Source organism: Alkalihalobacterium elongatum, assembly GCF_019024285.1.
Taxonomy (GTDB): domain Bacteria; phylum Bacillota; class Bacilli; order Bacillales; family Bacillaceae_F; genus Alkalihalobacterium; species Alkalihalobacterium elongatum.
Genome location: NZ_WMKZ01000006.1, coordinates 14,950 through 32,901, shown reverse-complemented (window position 1 = coordinate 32,901; position 17,952 = coordinate 14,950). Strand labels below are relative to the sequence as shown.

The 17,952-nt window shown below is 35.2% G+C and carries 20 protein-coding genes and 1 pseudogene; 10 read left to right on the top strand and 11 right to left on the bottom strand.

What is annotated here, in order from left to right:
* The first annotated feature begins 78 nt into the window (after positions 1 to 78).
* Positions 79 to 1,050 (top strand): YbgA family protein, encoded by a 972-nt coding sequence (locus GKP30_RS09360; protein WP_216829170.1) that lies wholly within the window; start codon positions 79 to 81, stop codon positions 1,048 to 1,050.
* Positions 1,051 to 1,165: 115 nt separating this feature from the next.
* Here GKP30_RS09360 and GKP30_RS09355 read toward each other — a convergent pair whose 3' ends face one another.
* The 4 genes from GKP30_RS09355 to GKP30_RS09340 form a co-directional block, all read right to left on the bottom strand.
* Positions 1,166 to 1,420: a hypothetical protein gene (locus GKP30_RS09355; RefSeq protein ID WP_216829169.1), complete on the bottom strand. Its 255-nt coding sequence runs from the start codon at positions 1,418 to 1,420 to the stop codon at positions 1,166 to 1,168.
* A gap of 9 nt (positions 1,421 to 1,429) precedes the next feature.
* Positions 1,430 to 1,669 (bottom strand): membrane protein insertion efficiency factor YidD, encoded by a 240-nt coding sequence (gene yidD, locus GKP30_RS09350; RefSeq protein WP_216829168.1) that lies wholly within the window; start codon positions 1,667 to 1,669, stop codon positions 1,430 to 1,432.
* A gap of 166 nt (positions 1,670 to 1,835) precedes the next feature.
* The gene (locus GKP30_RS09345; protein ID WP_216829167.1) at positions 1,836 to 1,985 is read right to left on the bottom strand and encodes a hypothetical protein; all 150 of its coding nucleotides are present in this window, start codon (positions 1,983 to 1,985) and stop codon (positions 1,836 to 1,838) included.
* A gap of 131 nt (positions 1,986 to 2,116) precedes the next feature.
* Complete coding sequence (locus GKP30_RS09340) at positions 2,117 to 2,698, bottom strand: hypothetical protein (RefSeq protein ID WP_216829166.1); 582 nt, start codon at positions 2,696 to 2,698, stop codon at positions 2,117 to 2,119.
* Between the two features lie 181 nt (positions 2,699 to 2,879).
* Here GKP30_RS09340 and kapD point away from each other — a divergent pair.
* A pseudogene (gene kapD / locus GKP30_RS09335) lies at positions 2,880 to 3,494 on the top strand (3'-5' exonuclease KapD).
* 97 nt (positions 3,495 to 3,591) lie between these two features.
* Here kapD and GKP30_RS09330 read toward each other — a convergent pair.
* Entirely contained in the window at positions 3,592 to 4,797 is a 1,206-nt protein-coding gene (locus GKP30_RS09330; RefSeq protein ID WP_216829165.1) for an MFS transporter, read from the bottom strand.
* Positions 4,798 to 5,104: 307 nt separating this feature from the next.
* On the opposite strand from GKP30_RS09330, the gene GKP30_RS23485 reads away from it, so the two are divergent.
* Positions 5,105 to 5,293, top strand: a complete 189-nt coding sequence (locus GKP30_RS23485; RefSeq protein WP_236034993.1) for a GNAT family N-acetyltransferase — start codon at positions 5,105 to 5,107, stop codon at positions 5,291 to 5,293.
* A 278-nt stretch (positions 5,294 to 5,571) separates the two neighbouring features.
* Positions 5,572 to 6,288: a YebC/PmpR family DNA-binding transcriptional regulator gene (locus GKP30_RS09320; protein WP_216829164.1), complete on the top strand. Its 717-nt coding sequence runs from the start codon at positions 5,572 to 5,574 to the stop codon at positions 6,286 to 6,288.
* A 295-nt stretch (positions 6,289 to 6,583) separates the two neighbouring features.
* Here GKP30_RS09320 and GKP30_RS09315 read toward each other — a convergent pair whose 3' ends face one another.
* The 5 genes from GKP30_RS09315 to GKP30_RS09295 form a co-directional block, all read right to left on the bottom strand.
* The gene (locus GKP30_RS09315; RefSeq protein ID WP_216829163.1) at positions 6,584 to 7,768 is read right to left on the bottom strand and encodes a class I SAM-dependent rRNA methyltransferase; all 1,185 of its coding nucleotides are present in this window, start codon (positions 7,766 to 7,768) and stop codon (positions 6,584 to 6,586) included.
* A gap of 201 nt (positions 7,769 to 7,969) precedes the next feature.
* Positions 7,970 to 8,305, bottom strand: a complete 336-nt coding sequence (locus tag GKP30_RS09310) for a DUF5658 family protein (RefSeq protein WP_216829162.1) — start codon at positions 8,303 to 8,305, stop codon at positions 7,970 to 7,972.
* Between the two features lie 330 nt (positions 8,306 to 8,635).
* On the bottom strand, positions 8,636 to 9,565 hold the full coding sequence (locus GKP30_RS09305) for a glycine betaine ABC transporter substrate-binding protein (protein ID WP_216829161.1): 930 nt from the start codon (positions 9,563 to 9,565) through the stop codon (positions 8,636 to 8,638).
* Positions 9,566 to 9,626: 61 nt separating this feature from the next.
* A complete protein-coding gene (locus GKP30_RS09300; RefSeq protein ID WP_216829160.1) occupies positions 9,627 to 10,472 on the bottom strand; it encodes an ABC transporter permease in 846 nt (281 codons plus the stop codon).
* Positions 10,441 to 11,658 carry a quaternary amine ABC transporter ATP-binding protein gene (locus GKP30_RS09295; RefSeq protein WP_216829159.1) on the bottom strand — a complete coding sequence of 406 codons (1,218 nt, stop codon included), beginning with the start codon at positions 11,656 to 11,658 and terminating at the stop codon, positions 10,441 to 10,443. The genes GKP30_RS09300 and GKP30_RS09295 overlap by 32 nt, the downstream gene beginning before the upstream one ends.
* A 273-nt stretch (positions 11,659 to 11,931) precedes the next feature.
* Between GKP30_RS09295 and GKP30_RS09290 the strand changes: the two genes are divergently transcribed.
* Both GKP30_RS09290 and GKP30_RS09285 read left to right on the top strand, forming a co-directional pair.
* Positions 11,932 to 12,477 (top strand): GbsR/MarR family transcriptional regulator, encoded by a 546-nt coding sequence (locus GKP30_RS09290; RefSeq protein WP_216829158.1) that lies wholly within the window; start codon positions 11,932 to 11,934, stop codon positions 12,475 to 12,477.
* A 278-nt stretch (positions 12,478 to 12,755) separates the two neighbouring features.
* A complete protein-coding gene (locus GKP30_RS09285; RefSeq protein WP_216829157.1) occupies positions 12,756 to 14,777 on the top strand; it encodes a penicillin-binding transpeptidase domain-containing protein in 2,022 nt (673 codons plus the stop codon).
* A 100-nt stretch (positions 14,778 to 14,877) separates the two neighbouring features.
* On the opposite strand, the gene GKP30_RS09280 is transcribed toward GKP30_RS09285, so the two are convergent.
* Positions 14,878 to 15,153, bottom strand: coding sequence for a hypothetical protein (locus GKP30_RS09280; protein ID WP_216829156.1), 276 nt, complete (start codon positions 15,151 to 15,153; stop codon positions 14,878 to 14,880).
* Positions 15,154 to 15,608: 455 nt separating this feature from the next.
* Between GKP30_RS09280 and GKP30_RS09275 the strand changes: the two genes are divergently transcribed.
* From GKP30_RS09275 to GKP30_RS09260, 4 genes are all read left to right on the top strand, one after another.
* Complete coding sequence (locus GKP30_RS09275; RefSeq protein ID WP_216829155.1) at positions 15,609 to 15,803, top strand: hypothetical protein; 195 nt, start codon at positions 15,609 to 15,611, stop codon at positions 15,801 to 15,803.
* 76 nt (positions 15,804 to 15,879) lie between these two features.
* Positions 15,880 to 16,023 carry a hypothetical protein gene (locus tag GKP30_RS09270; RefSeq protein WP_216829154.1) on the top strand — a complete coding sequence of 48 codons (144 nt, stop codon included), beginning with the start codon at positions 15,880 to 15,882 and terminating at the stop codon, positions 16,021 to 16,023.
* A gap of 146 nt (positions 16,024 to 16,169) precedes the next feature.
* Positions 16,170 to 16,616: a hypothetical protein gene (locus GKP30_RS09265; protein ID WP_216829153.1), complete on the top strand. Its 447-nt coding sequence runs from the start codon at positions 16,170 to 16,172 to the stop codon at positions 16,614 to 16,616.
* 197 nt (positions 16,617 to 16,813) lie between these two features.
* Positions 16,814 to 17,890: a branched-chain amino acid aminotransferase gene (locus GKP30_RS09260; RefSeq protein WP_216829152.1), complete on the top strand. Its 1,077-nt coding sequence runs from the start codon at positions 16,814 to 16,816 to the stop codon at positions 17,888 to 17,890.
* The last annotated feature ends 62 nt before the right edge of the window (positions 17,891 to 17,952 follow it).

The following is a 17,952-nucleotide window of genomic DNA, read 5'->3' as shown; positions in this document are numbered from 1 at the left end:
TAAAATTATTGAAAGTCGGAATACTGTAACAGTAGAGCGGTAAGATGAATTATATTTTATAACGGGTTGGTGTATGTAATGAGAGAGTTTAGTAAACCAAAAGTTGTTGTTAGTAAATGCATCGAATTTTCTGCTTGTCGATATAATGGAGATAAATTAACAGATCAAACTGTACATAATTTAAAGCCGTTTGTTGAATTTATTCCAGTATGTCCTGAAGTAGAAATCGGTTTAGGAACTCCTCGAGAAGTCATTCGTCTCGTTGCAGATGGTGAGCAAGACCTTCTTGTACAACCAAAAACAGGAAAAGACTTAACAAATGTTATGGAAGAATTTGCAGAAAATTTTTTAGCGGATCTAAAGGATGTTGATGGTTTTATATTAAAGAATCGTTCACCTAGCTGTGGTATAACTGATGTTAAAGTTTACTCGGGATTAGAAAAGTCTCCAACTGTTCGAACGGGTAGTGGTGCTTTTACATCGAAAATATTTGAATATTACCCAAAAACCACAATTGAAGATGAAGGAAGGCTTAAAAACTTTAAAATTCGAGAACATTATTTAACTAAACTATTTACAACTACCGATTTTAAGAAAGTGAAGTCCACTCTAAAATTAAATCATCTTAATGATTTTCATAAGAGGAATAAATATTTATTCATGGCATATAACCAGAAAAGGTTAAAACTACTCGGGCAAATTTTGAGTAATAAAGAAAAACGACCAATTGAAGAAACGTTTAGTTTATATGAGGAAGAATTGTTCCAGCTTTTTAGTAGAATTCCTCGTTACACATCAAATATAAATGTATGTCAGCGTATATTTGGATATTTTTCACCACACTTATCAACGAAAGAAAAGGAATACTTTTTAGAGACATTAGAAAAATATCGTGAAAAAAAATTACCGATAAGTAGTGTAGTCAGCATATTAAAAGCTTGGGCTTATCGATTTGAAAATGATTTTATGCTTGAACAAACATTTTTTGAGCCTTATCCAGAACAGCTTGTCGAAATAAGTGACTCGGGAAAGGGAAGGAATTACAGTTAAACACTAGAACTAGTAAAAAGTTGAACTTACCTGTAATTTTTTACTTTAAAACATATTCATTTGCACTCAAAAAAGCCTAGTAACGAGTAACTAGGCTTTTTTGAGCAATACAAATTCAATGTGTTTCTTCGTTTTGTTTGATTTCATCCTCTAGTTGTCGAGAACGTTTTGCATTACCTTGTGCAAAGTTGACTAATCGATTTTTTAACACATCATTATCATGGATACGCTCAGCTAGGATTGTGTAGGTTTTCAACATCTCTTCCTCTTTGCGTAAACTAGTTTTTAGAATACTTACGACATCTTCTTCAGATAGTTGATCTTCACGATCGCCATCACGATCATAATCTAAATCATGATTATACGTCATAATATCACCTCATTTGGTTTCTGTTTTCTTTGTTTCTTTTTCTGGAACTGGATCAAAACCACCAGGATGGAATGGGTGGCATTTTAATATTCTTTTAATCGTAAGCCAGCTTCCCTTTACAGCACCAAACCGTTTAATCGCTTCTAAGCCATAATGAGAACATGTAGGATGGAAGCGGCACGTAGGTGGTTTTAGCGGAGAAATTACTTTTTGATATATGTATATAATGCCCATTAATAACCTTTTCATATGTACGATCTCCGTTCTTCTTAGTCTAATGTTTATCTTATCATAAGGTCATGAACAAAATAAAAACGTCTGTTTCATACTTGATCGAAACAGACGTTTTCATATTTGAATTATGACAGCACTAACCTCATCGTTCATTCGCCAACCTCCATAATTGCTACCTATGTTATTTTGATTGTTCAAATAATTGCTCAATTTGGTCCACGGTCATTGAATTCACAAACTGATAGAAGTCTAATTTGCTTTCAATCCCATATTTTTCACAGTTAGATAAGTATAAAAACCACACTTGACGATACTTTTCAGTTTGACACATTTAACAACCGCCTCCTAATTTCAAAACTGTTTTATAACAGATTTAATTATTAATACTATACTATAACAGAATGCGTTTGTGGTCAACTGAATTTATTGAAAATAGGCAGAAAATTTATAAAATTTATTTTCTTAAATTTGTTCTAAATAAAACAACACATCTTCAACATTTCTTGAAAGTGTAATTCCTCTTTTTTGTAGTATATTTTGATGAGTGTCATTAAACGTTTTTGTTTCAAGTTGAATAGAGCGTGTCCATTCAGACAAGTCTTTTTGTTCATAAGTATCCATCTGACTTTCAACAGTTGAGCAAATAAATGAACGGCAAGTAGCATTTTTATATGAGGGTAAAAGTGAGCAACCTTTATTCATTTTAAAAAATTGACAAATGGAATAACTTAACTTCAAATCGGACGTTTTTATAGAAGAAAGGTGGTCCGTATTTTCTGTTTCAAATAGAGGATTCACATTTGCATGAATGACAATGTTATAGTCATTGATCGTTGCGTTCGTGTTGTTAAAAATGTGATGAAAGAAAAAGTCACGGTCATCGAGTTTTAGCATTTGATGGATTTCGAAAAGGCTAATTACTGGACTATAACTACAACAACCAACAGTTGGTAAACTAGAATGAGCTGGCTGAAAGTATGGATCAGCGCAGTTTAAACAGGCTTTACTTAAGATTTGATGGTTATCTTTATCGTATATAATCATTTTTTCACTCCATAAAAAAGACTTTAAAAAATACGAAACCAATTGTACTACGGTTTCGTATAAAAAAACAGGAACGTTTTTCTTAAAGTAAAATAATAAGTTTCGTATTTTTTTTTGGATGTAAACTTTTCCGTAACATTGTACATATAAGAAGCCGAATTAAATAAGTGGAGGGGTAAAAGTGACAATACAACATTTATTTATTGATTTTGAATTTACTATGAACCATAGTAAAGGAAATCCAAGCATGTTTCGCCCTGAAATTATAGAAGTGGGGATCGTATCAGTTATAGAAGATGAAATTTATGATACATACTCCTCATATGTTAAGCCTGTACTGTATCCAAAATTAACCGCGCGTTGTATGAATTTTTTAGGCATTCATCAAGAACAAGTTGATCAGGGAATATCAATTGCCCATTTGGTTGATTTGTTGAATACATATATATCATTTGGGCAAACAAAAGTTGTCACTTAGGGTAATCAAGACATGCAAGTATTACGGAACAATTGTCGCTATTCTAAGAAAGTATGTCCAATAAAAGAAAAGGAACGTGACCTGTCTAAAGAATATCAACAATTTTATGGTCACAAAAATCAAAGTGGTTTATGGAAAGTCTTAGAGGAGTATGGGAGAAAAGGTATTGGGAAGCATCACCGTGCCCTAGATGATGCTTTAACGACCTATGAAGTTTTTAAAGCCATTGAAAAAGACAAGGCTTATTTGAAGCCGACAAAACAACCAACCTTAGGAGATCGAATTAACTTTTCAAAAATATTATCTGAATTAGCCTAAACGAAGAAAAAATACCAACAGTTAGTTATAAGTTTAATAAAGAGTTTGTTTATCAATGATATTTCTTATTTAGTCTATGCGAGGTCTTTACGCTTTTCTAATTTCCTTGGTGTAATTTGGTTGTATGTTGTATTTTACCTAACAGGAGCATACAAATAGGAGCTATGATCGTTACAAGGCCAATTACCATAAAGGCCATTCCCCAATTGAATTGATCGAGAAAAAAACCAAATACAATAGGAGAAAAAATAGTTACAGTGAAGCCTAGTACAGACTGAACCCCAAGAGCGAGAGCGATTACATCTGGGTCAGCTACTTCTGTAATGGATACATTATAAATTGGTGAGTCTGCAACAATAGTAAAACCATAGATAGCAGCTAATAGCAGCATGATTATAATAGGAAGTTGTATAGACCAACCAATGGCGATCGAGCAAAAAATACTAATAACTAGAAAAAATGTAGCAGCTTTCACCCGCCCTATGGCATCCGAGACTCTACCACCGATATATGTAGCGATGCCGCCAATCATAATGACTAAAGCACCTGCGATATTTCCAAACCGGATTGCAGCTTCCTGTTCAAAGCCTTGTTGGAGAAAATAATAGACGAGAAACGGACCAATCCAAGCCCACATCGCATACAACTCCCAACAGTGTCCTGCATAACCCCCATTAACAAGTAAGTTAGGCTTTTTAAAAACATTCTTTATTTTCTTTAAGTCAAAAGCACTTCCATTGCTAGTAGGCATTGGAGGAATTTTTACAAAAAACGCAATTAAGCTAGCAATTAAGCAAAACGTAGATGTAATAAACACAACACCTTGCCAGCCGATCATTTCAATAAACAGACCTGATACAAGTAATGAAAAACCTGAACCGACAACTAATGAGCCTACAAATACCCCAAGAGCTTTCCCTCTTTCGTGAGAAGGAAATAATTGTGAAATGATCCGCATACCAGGAACGTAAATTCCCGCAATTCCTATTCCACTAATCGTTCTTAAAATGAGCGTAGACCAAAATCCTTGCGCAAAGATACTTAATAAAATCCCTGCACTACCAGCAATTAATGCACCGTAAACAAATGATTGTTTAGGGTTATACTTGTCACTCATAAAGCTGTAAAAAAGGATAGCAACAACATATCCAAGATGAAAACAAGCAATGATAATACCCGACTGCGTAGATGTTAATCCCCATTCAGTTTCTACGACTGGTAGTATTGCAGAAAAATTAAACCAAACTTGCATCGCTAAAAATTGAGCGATTGATAATAACCAAAGTATTTTATAAGGATTCATGCACGAGCCACCTCTCATTAAGACATTATAGTACAAATAGTTATGGAATATAATAGATTTGTAGGAAAAATGGAAAAAAACGGGTGATTAATAGAAATGTCAGTAGTGTAACCTTTAAAATGTGATATTGAGGTAACAATTATGAATGTAGTAGACATTTTTTCATATTTTCCAAGATTTGGAAATGAGCGACTAATTTTTATGGAAATTAACGAGAGATGATGTTGATGATTTATTTTAGTACACATCCAATCCAGATGTAGCAAAATATGTTACTTGGAACTTACATTAAACAAATAATGACACGATGCAATTTATTGAGTTTGCATTAGATCGTTATGAAAAGAAAACATATAAACCTTGGGGAATCGAGTTAAAGGAAACAGCAAAAATTATTGGAACGGTTGATTTTGTAAGTTGGAACATAACGCATCAGTTCGCAGAGATTGGCTATGTATTATTCATTTACACTGGGGAAAAGTTTAGAACGTATTGAAGCCAAATGTTTTAGCGAAAATAGGAACTCACGAAGGGTGATGGAAAAAGAGGTATGGTTTTTGAAGGTACAATGAGAAACAGAATGTTTTTTATAGATTGTTTTAGAGACATTAAGGTGTATTCGATTTTAAGAGATGAGTATGAGCGTTTAAGAGAACGACGACAGGAAAAACGGGTCCTATGAATGGGCACCAAGCATTAAGTCTGGTTAACCAAATAGGAATAATAATGTATAATAGACAACGTAGATTTTAAACTTGAAAGTGAGTGTTTATTATGGGTCGTAAATGGAATAACATTAAAGAAAAAAAAGCAGCTAAAGATAAAAACACGAGTCGTATCTACGCAAAGTTTGGTCGTGAAATTTACGTGGCTGCAAAACAAGGAGAGCCTGATCCAGAGTCCAATCAAGCTCTAAAAGTAGTATTAGAACGTGCAAAAACATATAGCGTTCCGAAGACAATTATTGATCGTGCCATTGAAAAAGCGAAAGGCGGTTCTGAAGAAACTTATGACGAACTTCGCTATGAGGGCTTTGGACCAAATGGCTCAATGATTATCGTTGATGCACTAACAAATAACGTAAACCGAACAGCAGCTGAAGTTCGTGCTGCTTTTAAAAAAAATGGCGGTAACATGGGTGTTAGTGGTTCGGTATCCTATATGTTTGATGCAACGACAGTTATCGGTGTGGAAGGAAAAACAGCTGATGAAGTTTTAGAGCTTTTAATGGAAGCCGATATCGATCCACGAGACATTCTTGAAGAGGACGACACTGTCATTGTTTATGCAGAACCTGATCAATTCCATGAAGTTCAGGAAGCATTTAAAAATAATGGTGTAACAGAGTTTAATGTCGCTGAGTTAACAATGCTTGCTCAAAATGACGTTACTTTACCAGATGATGCACAAGAACAATTTGAAAAACTAATGGATGCATTAGAAGACTTAGAAGATGTCGGGCAAGTTTACCATAATGTAGATTTAGGCTAATAATAGTTCGACTAAGTATAGCTTGCTTTTCTGTAGAATTATTCTTACAGGAGGTGAGCTTTTTAGTTGTAAATTATAAAGTGTGATATGAAATGAGCACGCTATGTCGAGGAAAGGGGAGGTTGGGTGAGGAAGCGAGAACCTCGCCAATATTACTAGGATATGAAATAGTAGGAGGGAAAAATCCCTCTTAACCCATGCCTAGAAAAAGACATTCTAAAAAGAAGCCCGACCATCCAATTGAAGTGGAAAATCGAGCTGATAATTTCAAGTAACTAACTTAAATTACGTCTGTCTATCCGCGGTTATTAACCTCATATATAGCGAATTTTAAATAATCGCCTTCTTCGGCACTGAGTAGTTTAGGATGGTCATAGCCTGCACCGCTCCAATGGATTTGCCGAAGTACTTTCTTTGCATCAAATGCAGCTTCTTGAACCATTTCTTCGAACATATGACCATGAACATGAAAAGAGCAACTTGCCGTAACAAAATAACCGCCATCACGAACCAATTTTAGGCCGTTTAAATTGACGTCTTTGTAGCCGCGTAATGCTTTTTTCACAGCATGACGTGATTTAGCAAAGGCAGGAGGGTCAATGATAACAACATCAAATTCGGTTCCTTTTTGTACCTCATCACGCAAATAATCAAATGCGTTAGCGACAATAAAGTCTACGTTAGAAAAACCGTTCAACTCTGCATTTTGCTTTGCTGTTGCAATTGCATGGTCGGAAATATCAACTGCTGTTACATGTTTGGCCCCATACTTGCATGCATTTAACATAAACGAACCAGTGTGCGTAAAGCAGTCTAGTACGGTAGCTTCTGGAGTAATTAAGGGCTGGATTGCTGCACGATTTTGGCGTTGATCGAAGAAAAACCCAGTTTTTTGACCACCTTCAATATCAACGATGTATTTAACCCCATTTTCTTCTATTTCAATTTCTGTTGGCCCCTGACCGTACCAAAATCCTTTTTCTTGTTCTAAGCCTTCTAGTTCTCTTACATAGACATCATTTCTTAAATAGATCGCCCTTGGTTCAAAAACCTCAAGTAGTGCTTCTAGAATAAGTTCTTTACGAGCTTCCATTCCTAGAGCCATATTTTGAACGACTAAAGTATCTTCGTATTTATCGACAATTAAACCTGGAAGAAAGTCTGCTTCTCCATAAATCGCACGACAAGAGCGTACATTTGGTACAAATCGTTCGCGATGTTGCCATGCTTTCCTAACCTTTCGAGTAAAAAAAGCTTGATCGATTGCTTCTTCTTTTACATAGGATAAGATACGCACAATCATTTGTGAATTTGGATTAATAAAGCCTTTGGCTAAAAAGAAATTTTGATGGTTAAATACATCAACAATATCTCCTGGTTGATAGTCACCCTCAATACTTGCTACTTCACTTTGATATACCCATGGGTGTCCTTGTTCTAGTCGTTTTTTACGTTTTCGATTTAAAACTACTTTTGCCACTTTCTCAACTCCAATTTTTCCTGGTGATTGAACTCGCTTTCAGTATACCTGTTGGAAGTTCACGATATGTATTATCTTGTCTATCATACATAAATGTATGTTCATTTACAATCAAAGGAGGCTTTGAATAAGTCACACATTTACAACATCTATAAATTCCGAGTCATCGACACTATTGAACTCTATGCACTTGCATAACCCTTATGACGAGATTACGTAATATACATAAGATGTCCAGCCAATATGATATACAAACACTCCAAAATAAATGACTAGAGCAAAGACTAATGTTCGTTTTACTAAACGACTTGAAAAAGCATATGGAATAAAGACGAGTAAAGCTAGAGGAAGTACAATTTTAACAAAGTAGAATGAAAAAACACTTGTATAGTAGATAGAATTCATGATGGGATTTAGTTCAGTTATTAAATTATGACGTAGACCAATATCGGTAAAAATAGCATCAGCTATCGACAATAGTAACAGGCTGAAAGTTATAAGATAAGGCTTTCTATTTTTGTTAATATACGCGAGCAAGATAGACACCTCCTGAGTATCGCTCTTAATAAAGAATACCGTTCTTTATTGAGAATACAATGAAGGTAACAAATGTTAAAGGGAAAGACTATATTGTTTAAGAATGGTTAAAATGACCTACAAGTTATTTCAGCACTCTAAGTAGTATCCAGTATGCCCTTAAATTTAAGAAACATCACATTTAAAGACATCAAATTAACACTTATGGTATCTATATGAAAAAACATTAAATTGAGTATATTAAAGTTTAATTGTGCAGCTAGTTCATAAGTGAATAGAAAAGAGGCTGACTTATAGCAAGTCAGCCTCTTTTCTAGTACTAGTAAACTTTTAGTTTCTAAGGTCTTCAATAGAGTCAATATCCATATATGCAGGAACAACTAGACCAATTTTTGCACCGTCTAAATTTGCACCAAGATCAACAAAATCATCTTTGAAGTCTTCGTAATAAGACTCGTGTGTTGCAGGAAGCCATGCTGCTACCATTGCATCAGCACTACCTGTAGCTACAGCTGTAAACATTGGACCTGGTTCCATTGACATTAATGTTACATCATAACCAATAGATTCAAGGACTGCACCAATCATATGTGTAGAAGCAATTTCAGAGTCCCAAGCTACGAATGCTAGTGTAATTGCATCGCCATCTACAGCATTTACTCCGTTTGTCCATTCAGAAACGATGTCTTGGTTAGCATCAACCCAAGCTGCAGCTGCTTCAGCAGGTTCTGCACCTTCATTAACTTCAACCATAATTTCTCCCATGTGCTCAGGAGTCCAGTAGAAGTTATCTAAAACTTCATACGCTTCTGGTAAATCAGAATCTAATCCTTCACGAACGATTGTGTGAATGCTTTCAGCTGCCCCAAATACACCTTCAGGATCTTCTAAATATTTAAGATCATATGCAGCAAACTTCCAGTGTGGAGTCCAGCCAGTTACGACAATTGCTTCTTCTCTTTCAATTGCTGCATCTAGTGCACTTGTCATCGCTGCACCAGAACTAGGTTGCAATTGATATTCTTCTAGACCATATGCTTCAATTGCCGCTTCTGTTGCTGCCATAATTCCAGCACCAGCATCAATTCCTGTAATGGTATAGTTAAGTTGTTCACCTACAGAAACATCTTCTGTAGTAGCATCACCGTTGTTATCCCCAGTGGGCGCTTCCTGACTTACATCTTCTGAACCACAACCAGCAGCTACTAATGTTAATGATAAACCAGTAGCAATTCCTAATTTCTTTAAGTACTTTTTCATTTTGACCCTCTCCTTATTTTTTTATCTATGTCAGCTCTATTAAAGAGTGACGACCGAATTCTTAATGTGTTGTTCCTTTTTGACGGTTAAAGCTTTGTGTTAAACGATCGAGGATAATCGCTAGAATTACGATAGCAATACCAGCTTCAAAACCTCCACCTGCGTCATTACGACCAACAGCATAATAAACTTTCGTTCCCAGTCCCATTGCACCAATCATTGAAGCAATAACGACCATTGATAAGGCAAGCATAATACTTTGGTTCACACCAGCCATAATCGTTGTTTTTGCCATTGGAAGTTGAACTTTAAATAGTTTTTGCGCGGGTGTTGACCCAAATGCATCTGCTGCTTCTACTAATTCAGTTGATACTTGTCTAATACCTAAGTTTGTTAAGCGTACAGTTGGTGGCATCGCGAAAATAACAGAGGCCACTACACCTGGTACCATACCGATTCCAAAGAATACAACAGCAGGTATCAAGTATACGAAAGCTGGCATCGTCTGCATGAAATCTAATATAGGCTTAAAAATACTTTCAACAACTTTGTTTTTTGCCATCCAAATTCCAAGTGGAATACCGAAAATAACAGAAATAATAGCACTTGTTAACACGAGAGAAAGCGTTAGTAACATATCTTGCCAGAAACCTAAGTTATCAATTAAGAATAAACCTAAGAAGATAAAGATTGCTAAGCCCCATTTTCGTTTCGTGACAAAATAGGCAACTACGGTTAACAGTAAAATGAATAACCAGCTCGGGAGTAAGCTAAGTAGAAATTCGTTCGCATCTACTAATAATCGAATAGCACCTGTAATCGCAGAGAAAAACCATTCTGCATTTTTCAACCAATCTACAATACTATCAATCCAATCAGCTAATGGAAGCTTCGGTAATAGATCCATTGAAATTCACCTCACTTCCTGATAGTGCTGCAAGAACTGCACCTCTCACGATAATTCCTTTTAATTTATTGTCATCAACTACAGCAATAGGAACTGGACTGGTTGATGCAATATCCATCAATTCACTTAGAGCAGTATCAGACGTAACTTGAGGAACATTTTGCTCAATAATTTCTTCTAAACTATTACTATTCTCTTTTACTAGTGTTGAAACATTATCGGCATGAACGATCCCAAGCAGTTCTTTATTACGTTTCGTAACAAAAATACTTGAAATACCTGCTTCTTTCATACGTTGAAGGGCAACTCGAGGCCCGTCTTTTTCTAGAGTGACCGTTTCAGGTCGCATCATCACGTGCTGGGCAGTAAATACTTTTGATCGGTCAACGTCTTCAACAAATCGTTCTACATATTCATTTTCAGGATTTGTCAATATTTCTTCTGGGGTACCAATTTGAATAATTGCACCATCCTTCATAATCATAATGCGATCACCGATTCGCAACGCTTCATCCAAATCATGAGTTATAAAGATGATAGTCTTCTTCATTTGTTGTTGTAGATCAAGAAGTTCATCCTGCATATCTTTTCGAATAAGAGGATCTAGTGCTGAAAATGCCTCGTCCATTAACAAAACATCTGGATCATTCGCTAACGCACGAGCCAAACCAACACGTTGCTGCATTCCACCAGATAGCTCGTTCGGATATTTATCTTCATATCCTTTTAGACCTACAAGTTCTAAAGAAGATTGAGCTTTACTTCTTCGTTCCTGTTTTGGAACTCCTTGTACTTCTAAGCCGTATTCAACATTTTCTAGTATTGTTCTAAAAGGAAAGAGGCCAAATTTTTGGAAGACCATACTCATTTTGCTTCGACGTACTTCACGTAATGTTTTTTCACCCATTTTGGCTAAGTCGACTCCGTCAATCCAAACACTTCCATCTGTCGGTTCAATTAGACGGTTTAGGAGTCGGACAAGTGTAGATTTACCACTTCCTGAAAGGCCCATGATGACAAAGATTTCACCGTGATCTACTTCAAAACTTGCACGGTTAACACCGACTGTCATATTTGTTTCTTTTAAAATTTCATCTTTTGATTTTTGTTGCTTTAACATGTCTAAGGCTCGTTTTGGCTTTTTACCGAAGATCTTCGTAAGCCCTTCAACCTTAATTTTTGACATCTTTTTTCACCTCTTTTGTATACTTCAATCATTTCGAAAAACGAATGAATGCTGACTATATTACTATACTCCTCCTTTTTTACCAAATCAAACCTTATATTTTGTATGTTTAGTTCAAAAAGTTTGTAAAGTTTAAACTGTACAAAGTATACTTTGAGAATGCGCCTTATTTCTCAATAATGCGAAAGAATACTACATTAAAGTGTAACTTTTATGTTTTTTCGTTCTTTGTTAATATGTAAAGTGTGAAATGGAGTAGAAAAGGAGAAGGCTATGAGTCAACAGGAAGAGTGGAAAAAATTGGAGAAACACCGTACTCGTTTTATCCAAGAAATTTCAAAGAATATGTACTTATACGGAATAACCCCGTCTGTAGGACGTTTATACGGAACCGTCTTTTTTGCTGATGAACCGTTAACATTAGATGAAATGAGTAAAGAACTAGGAATGAGTAAAACAAGTATGAGTACTGGGATACGTAATTTGTTGGATTCTGATATGGTAGAACGGGTTTGGCAAAAAGGGGTAAGAAAAGACCTTTATCAGACAGAAGAAGATTGGTACAAATCGTTTTCTTCTTTATTTGTAAATCGCTGGCGGGAAGCTGTTGACGATAATCTAGAAGCGGGTGACGAGTTAAGCCGAGCATTAGATGAACTGTATAACGAAACAGACGACGAAAAGTTAAAAGAAGTCATTGAAATAGATCGGACAAAACTTGAAAAAGCGAGAAGTTATTACGAATGGTTAGGTCAAGTGATCGAACTGTTTGAAAGTGGCAAGATTTTTGAAATTGTACCAAAACCAGAAAGAGAATAAAACAAGAAGCTGATTATAGCCATAATTTGTTGCTAATTCATCAAATGGTATTACCACATAAGCATGGTGAAGACCTTTGTATGTTGAAGACAATAATTTTGGTTTTATCAGCTTTTTTTATTGATGTTAAAGCGTAAAATAAACAACAAACATTATCATCGCCCAAATAATTGGAATTATCTTATTAATGGAAATTTTGTAAAAATATAACCTCAAGTATAGTAGAATTTGTTAGTATAAAGAAAAGTACATACTGAGTAAAATGAGAGGGGAAATCAATGGAAAACCAGAAAAAAATCTGTAAACTGATCACTTTTTTTGTTTTGATGCTTTTATTAATTGGATGCTCTGAAGAACTTCCAACGCCCGAAGAAGCATTAAGTGATTTTGCAGGGCATTGGGAAGAGGGGAATTACGAATTAATGTATGAACTTCTTTCTACAGACTCTAAAGAAATAATTTCTAAGGAATTGTTTGTAGAGAGGTATACAAAAATATATAGCGGTATTGGTGCGAAGAATATTGCGGTAATAACTCCTACTAGAGATACAGAAGAAGAAATGGATAAAGAGTTAACAGAGATAATTCTAGAATACGAACAGACGATGAATACGATTGCGGGGGATCTTCGTTTTTATGCAACTGTTGACTTGAAGCTAGAAGAAAAGGATGAAGTGAAAGAGTGGAAGGTTAATTGGACACCAGCAATGATTTTCCCCCCACTTGATTACGGAGATGAAGTGAGAGTAAGAACGATAAATCCCAAACGTGGAGAAATTGTTGATCGTAATGGGAATGAGTTGGCGAAAAACGGGAACGCTGTCCAAATTGGGCTCGTACTGGATCGAATGGAAGGACTTGAAGACTATACAATATCTGAATTAAGTAAACAAATTGATGTGTCTATAGAAGAGATAAATGCTGCACTTAACCAATCTTGGGTAAGGCCAGATACATTTGTTCCTGTTAAAACAGTTACGAATGATAAAAAGGAGTTTGTTAAAGAGTTACGTCAAATTTCAGAAGGGGTAACGTATTTAGAAGTTCCTGCTAGAGAATATCCTCTTGGTGAAGCTGCAGCACATTTAATTGGCTACATTACACCAATTACGAAAGAGCTTTTAGATAAGAACGAAGGTAAAGGGTATAATTCAAACTCTACAATAGGACGAACAGGGCTCGAAAGTCTTTATGAAGACGAACTAAGAGGTGAGAGTGGAGCTGTTATTTATATTGTTGATGAAGATGAAAATGAAAAGGATATTATAGCTCAAAAAGAAGCTGTTGATGGAAAAACATTGAAATTAACAATTGATAGTCAAATCCAAAGAACGATTTATGAACAGTTTAACAAAGATAGTGATGTAGGGACAGGGGTAGCATTACACCCTATTTCAGGAGAGGTGTTAGCGTTAGTAAATGCACCAGCCTACAATCCAAATGAGTTTGTCATCGGTAGTGTAACAGAAACTAATTACAGTGAAGATGAGACTCGTCCATTGCTCAATCGTTTTACTCAAGCATATGCTCCAGGTTCAACGATTAAAGCAATTACTGCGGCAGTTGCTCTTGAAAAAGGATGGGACCCAGATCAAAAGCTACATTATGAAGGTCTGCAGTGGGGCGATCCGTCCTGGGGGGGATATCAAGTAAGCCGGGTAAAAGATCCAAAGCATGATATAGACCTAACGGATGCTCTTGTTTATTCAGATAATATCTATTTCGCTAAAACTGCACTTGAACTTGGGAAAACAACAATTACCGAAGGGTTTAAAGTATTCGGGTTTGAAGACACTGTTCCTTTTAAATATCCATTAACAACATCGCAAATAGCAAATGAGGGTATAAACAATGATGTTCAACTAGCAGATACAGCTTATGGGCAAGGCGAACTATTAACTAACCCTTTGCATATGTCTCTAATGTATACGGCATTCTTAAATGGAGGAAATATACCAAAACCGTTACTATTTAAAGATGAAGAACAGGAGACTTGGAGGGAGAGCATAATTAGCGAAGTACACGCAGATAGAATATTGTTAGATCTTTTGCAAGTTATAGAAAGTCCTAATGGTACTGCTTCCCAAGCTAAAATCAATGGCTTACCGCTTGCAGGGAAAACGGGTACTACTGAGTATAAATTAAGTCAAGATGAAGAAGGAAAAGAAAATGGCTGGTTTATTGCCGTTAATACAGAAAATCCAGAATTGCTCGTTTTAATGATGGTTGAAGATGTTAAAGGTGGAAGCTCCTACGTCGTTCCAAAAGTTAGAGAAGTTTTTTTAACTCATTTAAATTAATGTTTGTTATAAGGATTTCTCTTTTTGGAGAAGTCCTTTTTTATAGCCAAAAGGTAAAAATCGCCACCATATTGTTGATGAGAGGAGGGATAACTAATCCTTACAACAGAATAACCCGTAATAAAGCTAAGATGATGGCTGCAACACTAAGCCCTGTCCCAATCGTCCATTTCACAATCTTCAAGTGAATTTCCTTAGTATTATTTTTAACCTCGGTTTCAGTCATATACTCTTTTTCAGTCAATATTTTATCTACCGTTAATGCTACTTGCTCTTCTGTCGTTATTTTTCTTTCATTAAATTGTTCATTAATAATCACCTTTACATCATTTTCATCTGTTTTTTTTTTCAACCATATTAGATAGATCTTCAACATCTTGTTGAATTTTCTTTATCTTTTCATTAAGTAATATATACTCGCTACCTTTATTATTGTTTTCCAACATCTGTCCCTCCTTCAAGCGTCCTCATAATAATCTATTTGAACTACGGTTTCGTTGTGTGGACAAAAGACATGTTTTAAAATAATTTTCTTAAACTTGGTTGGTCGGTCCAGCTTAGAACATAAACCTCTTGAAAAGCAAAAAAATTATTATCTGAAGAACCAATGCAATTGAAAATGTCTTTAAAATGTAAAAATAATCCAAACTCGAAACCATAACTAGTTTAACTCCCTAAAAAAAACTAAATTTTAATGTATTTTGTTTTGATTTTTGAGAAAAATAACTACGGGAAGTGAGGGAGCGTAAAAATTAAAAAGTTAAAACTTTAATTTTCTCTACGATGAACTCATCACCCAAAAAATCAAAAAATTTAAATGAGGTGTAGGTAATGGCAAACAACAATCGTAACAGAAACAACAACAACAACAACAACAACAACAACAACAACAACAATAACAACAACGAATTAAACATCGACAATGCAAATACTGAATTTGCAAATGAGAACGATGCTCAAGATTTAAACAATCGTAATAACCGTAACAACAACAATAACAACAATAACAACAATAACAACAACTAATTAGATTACAAGAACGTACAGGGGAAATCGTTTCTTGTACGTTTTTCACATCACTTTGTAAAAGGAGTCGTTCACTTTGGACCAACAATGCTTTTATTGTAGTAGTGAACTAGATGAGAATAACTTCCATTATGCTTCTTTTATTCAGGAAAGTGATCACGTTGAACACCCTCTATGTAGTGATTGCTACAAAGAGTGGTTAATAGGAATTAAAGGATAACACAAGTAGAGACCTATATAGGTCTCTTTTTTCGGTTTTAAACATAATTAAGCATGAATATCGTGCTATTGAAATAGTTTATTGTAAGGGCTTACGACAATGATGAAGAAAAATGGAGGGAATTAATTTGTAGCGAGGTGTGATCAATGAAACGAATTCAATGTAGTGACCTTTCAATAAAATTGGATAAACAGCAACTCGATCGTTTAATTAAAGGTGTGTTAAGTGTAAACTACAGCATCTTTTGGGGCTTTGATAGAGGAAAGATGATATTAAATATTTATTCTGCAGAGGGCAATCATAAGCTCACGATGATTAAGCATAAATCATTTCTCGAAATTATTGAGGTTGATATAAAGACAGAGAAAATGCTTCAAATCATTGATCAATGGGTACCTTTAAGAGTGGAAATAAACAAGAAGAAGCTTGAAGATAGAAGAAGAAAAGAACAAGAAATATATCGTCGTATTGATAAATATTTATTGGAGTTGAGTGATTATTTAAAAAGTGGTGACGAAAAAACTGTTGAAGAAATTAAATCGAAGTTGGCTGAACTTAATAAAGAATTGTTGAAGTTAAAGGAAGACTCATAATTAACTACTATGCACTGGTGACAGTGCTTTTTTTAGGCCCTGTTATAGTTTGGTGGAGATATCAACAATATATCATTTACGTAAAAAGTTATGAAAATATAGTGTCGTGAAACCTTAATTTGGTATATATTAGTATGAAAGGGAGTTAATTTTATTGAATAAAAATTCATCTTTATTATTTCAAAAGGAGTGGGAGTATGAGTGAACAACAGCTTAAAGTTATAAAAAATACTAGTCGTAAACTTCGAGTTCCTGAAGCGCAGCTAGCCTTTGGTAAAGAGTTTACTGATCATATGTTTGTTATGGATTATTCAACAAAAATGGGTTGGCATCATCCTCGTATTACTCCGTATGAGTCGATTACATTGGATCCAGCAGCGATGATTTTTCACTATGGGCAAACGGTTTTTGAAGGCTTAAAAGCCTATCGAACAGAGGATGATCGTATCCTATTATTTCGACCAGAGAAAAACTTTCAGCGAATGAATCGTTCTAGTGAACGATTAAGTATGCCCCCATTAGACGAAAAGCTAGTGCTCGATTATTTAATGGAACTACTACGTATTGATCAAGATTGGATCCCTGTAACAGAGGGATATTCATTATATATACGGCCATTTATTATTGCAACTGAACCAAATCTTTCATTAGCGCCATCTAATACATACCAATTTTATATTATCCTATCACCAGTAGGTTCCTATTATAGTGAAGGGATCCATCCAGTTAAAATTTTTGTAGAAGAAGAGTTTACAAGAGCAGTTCGAGGAGGTACTGGCACAGCCAAAACAGCTGGAAATTATTCAGCAGCTTATCTTGCGCAGAAAAAAGCATCAGCAAAAGGTTACTCCCAAGTACTGTGGTTAGATGGAGTAGAGAAAAAGTACATTGAGGAAGTTGGGAGTATGAATGTTTTCTTTAAAGTTGATGGGGAAATTGTAACTCCCGCATTAAATGGTAGCATTTTAGAGGGAATTACTAGATTGTCCATTATTGAGTTATTAAAAGATTGGAAAATTCCCGTAATTGAACGAAGAATTTCTATTGAAGAAATATTCGAAGCATATAAAGCTGGGAAACTAGAGGAAGTATTTGGAACAGGAACAGCAGCAGTTGTTTCACCAGTTGGCGAACTTACTTGGAATGAACAAAAAATAACGATTAATAATGGCCAAACAGGTGAGTTATCGCAAATGTTATATGAAACATTAACAGGCATACAAACAGGGATACAAACAGATCCATTTGGTTGGACAGTAGAAGTGAAAAAATAACAAAACTTATAAAAGCTAACTCTTTAGGGTTAGCTCTTTATTTTGGCTATTGATGTGTGTGA